The 2895-nt window shown below is 74.3% G+C and carries 3 protein-coding genes; 1 reads left to right on the forward strand and 2 read right to left on the reverse strand.

All coding sequences use genetic code 11. From position 1 onward, the window contains the following. On the forward strand, positions 1-1006 hold a 1006-nt coding region (locus tag AB0J52_RS34655), incomplete at its 5' end, for a cation diffusion facilitator family transporter (protein WP_500187123.1). A 63-nt stretch (positions 1007-1069) separates the two neighbouring features. Here the strand turns inward: AB0J52_RS34655 and AB0J52_RS34660 are convergent. Continuing rightward, positions 1070-1957: an amidohydrolase family protein gene (locus tag AB0J52_RS34660; protein ID WP_500187124.1), complete on the reverse strand. Its 888-nt coding sequence runs from the start codon at positions 1955-1957 to the stop codon at positions 1070-1072. Positions 1958-1966: 9 nt separating this feature from the next. Beyond that, the coding region (locus tag AB0J52_RS34665) for an alpha/beta hydrolase (RefSeq protein WP_500187125.1) at positions 1967-2895 on the reverse strand (929 nt) is incomplete at its 5' end.

The raw sequence follows: 2895 nt of genomic DNA on the forward strand, positions 1-2895 counted from the left end.
CGGGCACGGGCACGGCCACGGCGGCCGAGGCGAGGAGCAGGGCCACGGCCACGGGCACGGCGTGTCCGCCGACGCGGACCGGCGCTACCTCATGGGCGCGCTCGGCCTGATCGTGGCGTTCATGGCCGGCGAGGTCGTGGTCGGCCTGATCGCCGGGTCGCTGGCCCTGCTGTCGGACGCGGCGCACATGCTGACCGACGCGTTCGCCATCGTGCTGGCCCTGATCGCCATGCGGATCGCGGCGCGCCCGCCGCGCGGCGGCTACACCTACGGGCTGCGCCGCGCCGAGATCCTGTCGGCGCAGCTCAACGGGCTGACGCTGATCCTGCTCGCGGCCTACTTCGTGTTCGAGAGCGGGATGCGGCTGGCCAACCCGCCCGAGGTCCACGGCGCGCTGGTGTTCTGGACCTCGCTCGCCGGGATCGCGGTGAACGTCCTGGCGACGTGGCTGCTCAGCAAGGCCAACCGGTCGAGCCTGAACGTCGAGGGCGCCTTCCAGCACATCCTGAACGACCTGTACGCGTTCATCTCCACCACGATCGCGGGCGCGGTCGTCTGGCTGACCGGGTTCGCCCGCGCCGACGCCATCGCCTCGCTGGTCGTCGCGGCGCTGATGCTGAAGGCGGGCTGGGGCCTGCTGAAGGAGGCGGGCAGGGTGCTGATGGAGGCCGCCCCGGCGGGCCTGGACCCGACCGAGATCGGGACCCGGCTGGCCGACCGGCCGGCCGTCCGCGAGGTGCACGACCTGCACGTCTGGGAGCTCGGCTCGGGCTACCCGGCGCTGTCGGCGCACGTCCTGGTGGAGCCGGAGGGCGACTGCCACGGCGTCCGGCGCGACCTGCAGGAGCTGCTGCGGGACGCCTACGACATCACGCACACCACACTCGAGGTCGACCACATCGACAACGAGTTCCACTGCGAGGATCCGCATGGCCCCCGGCACGTCCCGGACGGCCTCACGGAAGAACCCGCCGCGTCGGGCGCGCAGCCGCCCTGCGGGCACTGACGGCCTGAAGCACGCAGCGCGCAGCCCCCGCGGAATCCCTGGTCCCGCCGGGGCTGCGTGCCGTCAGATCCCGAGGAGCTTGGCGGCGCCGTCCCAGCAGACGGCGCGCAGCCACTCGTCGCCCATGTCGAGCTCGGTGAGCCCTTCGAGCTGGTGCGCGTAGGTGTAGGGGATGTTCGGGAAGTCCGTCCCGAACAGGATCCGCCCCGCCAGGCCGAGGTCGCGCAGGCGCGGGACCTCGGCGGCCGGGAACACGCCGAGCCCGCCGGTGAAGTCCACGAACACCATGGTCGTGTCGAGGTGGACGTTCGGGAACCGGTCGGCGAGGTCGAAGAACCCGGTGAACTCGGGCGCGCCGAGGTGGGCGATGATCGTCCGCAGCCGGGGGTGCCGCGCGAGGACGTCGCCGAACGGCCCGGGCCCGGTGAAGCCGTTCGCCACCGGTCCCGATCCCGCGTGCACCAGGGCGACCGCGCCGGCGTCGGCGATCATCCCCCACACCTCGTCCAGCTCGTCCGCGCGCGGGTCGAAGCCGCCGACCTGCAGGTGCACCTTGAACACCCGGGTCCCGGCGGCGAGGGCGCGCCGCACGTAGGACGCGGCGGACGGCTCGGGGAAGAACGTCCCGGTCGGGACGCATTCGGGGACGCGCGCGGCGAACTCGGCCGCCCACCCGTTCAGCGCCTCGGCCATGCCCGGCTTGTGCGGGTACAGCAGCGAGGTGAACGCCCGCACGCCCATCGCCCGCAGGTGCTCGACCCGCTCGTCCTCCGGCCACTTGTAGCGGATCGGCCACTCGTGCCCGATCAGCGGCCCGGCGTCGTCGAAGTAGCGCCATACGGCCGCCGTCACTCGCGGCGGCATGAAGTGGACGTGGACGTCGATGAGGCCGGGCAGTCCCAGGTCCCGCCAGACCCCGGCGACCCACGCGTCCGAACGCGGTTCAGTCACGCCCCGACCCTAGCCCGCCTGCGCGGAGTCCTGGTTCGCGATCTCGGCGAGCAGCAGGGGAAGCGCCGCCCGCAGCTCGCGCTGCCAGTAGGCCCACCCCTGCCTGCCCCGGTAGAAGTGCGTGGAGACCGGGATGCCGAGCTTCTTCAGCTTCCCGGCGAAGTCGCCGCTGAGCGCGCGGGACAGCGCCTCCAGGGCGGCCGCGCCGTCCAGGCCGCCGGGGCCGGACGCGGGCGGCGGGTCGAGGGGGCCCGGCGTGCCGTCGCCGGACGCCACGTGCAGCCGCACGCCCGAGAGCCGGTCGGCCAGGTCGTAGGGGTTGTGCTGCCGCCACACGATGCGCTGCTCGACCGGATCGCCCCATACGTCCGTCCAGGCCGCGCCGCGCGCGCCGACCGCGACGGCGAGTTCGACCAGATCGGAGACGTCCAGGCCGCCTGGATCGTTGTGCAGGGTGTGGAGCGGACCGCTGAAGGACGCGGCGGCGCGGAACAGCCCTCGATGCCGCGCCGCGTAGGCGAGCGCGCCCAGCCCGCCCTGCCCGACGCCGGCCACCGCCCGGGACGCCCCCGCCCCGTACCCGCGTTCGAGGATCTGCCTCAGCTCGGTCAGGTGGAAGGTCTCCCAGCGCGGCGGCCCGCCCGTCCCCCGGTTCCACCAGTCGGTGTAGAGGCCGCAGGGGCCGCCGTCGGGCATCACGACCAGCACGTCGAGACCGGCCGTGAGTTCCGCCACGTCGGTGTGCCCCGTCCAGGACGCGTGGTCCCCGCCCGTCCCGTGCAGCAGCCACAGCACCGGCCAGGCGCGTCCCGCGCCGCGCCGCCAGCCGGGCGGCAGCAGCAGCCGAACGTGCGCGACGGCCGGGAGCACCGGGGAGCGGACGGCCAGGTCGAGCACCCGCTCACCGCGCCGCCGCTCGCCGACCACGGTCGCCCCGT

The organism is Spirillospora sp. NPDC049652 (assembly GCF_040675125.1).
Classification (GTDB): Bacteria; Actinomycetota; Actinomycetes; order Streptosporangiales; family Streptosporangiaceae; genus Spirillospora.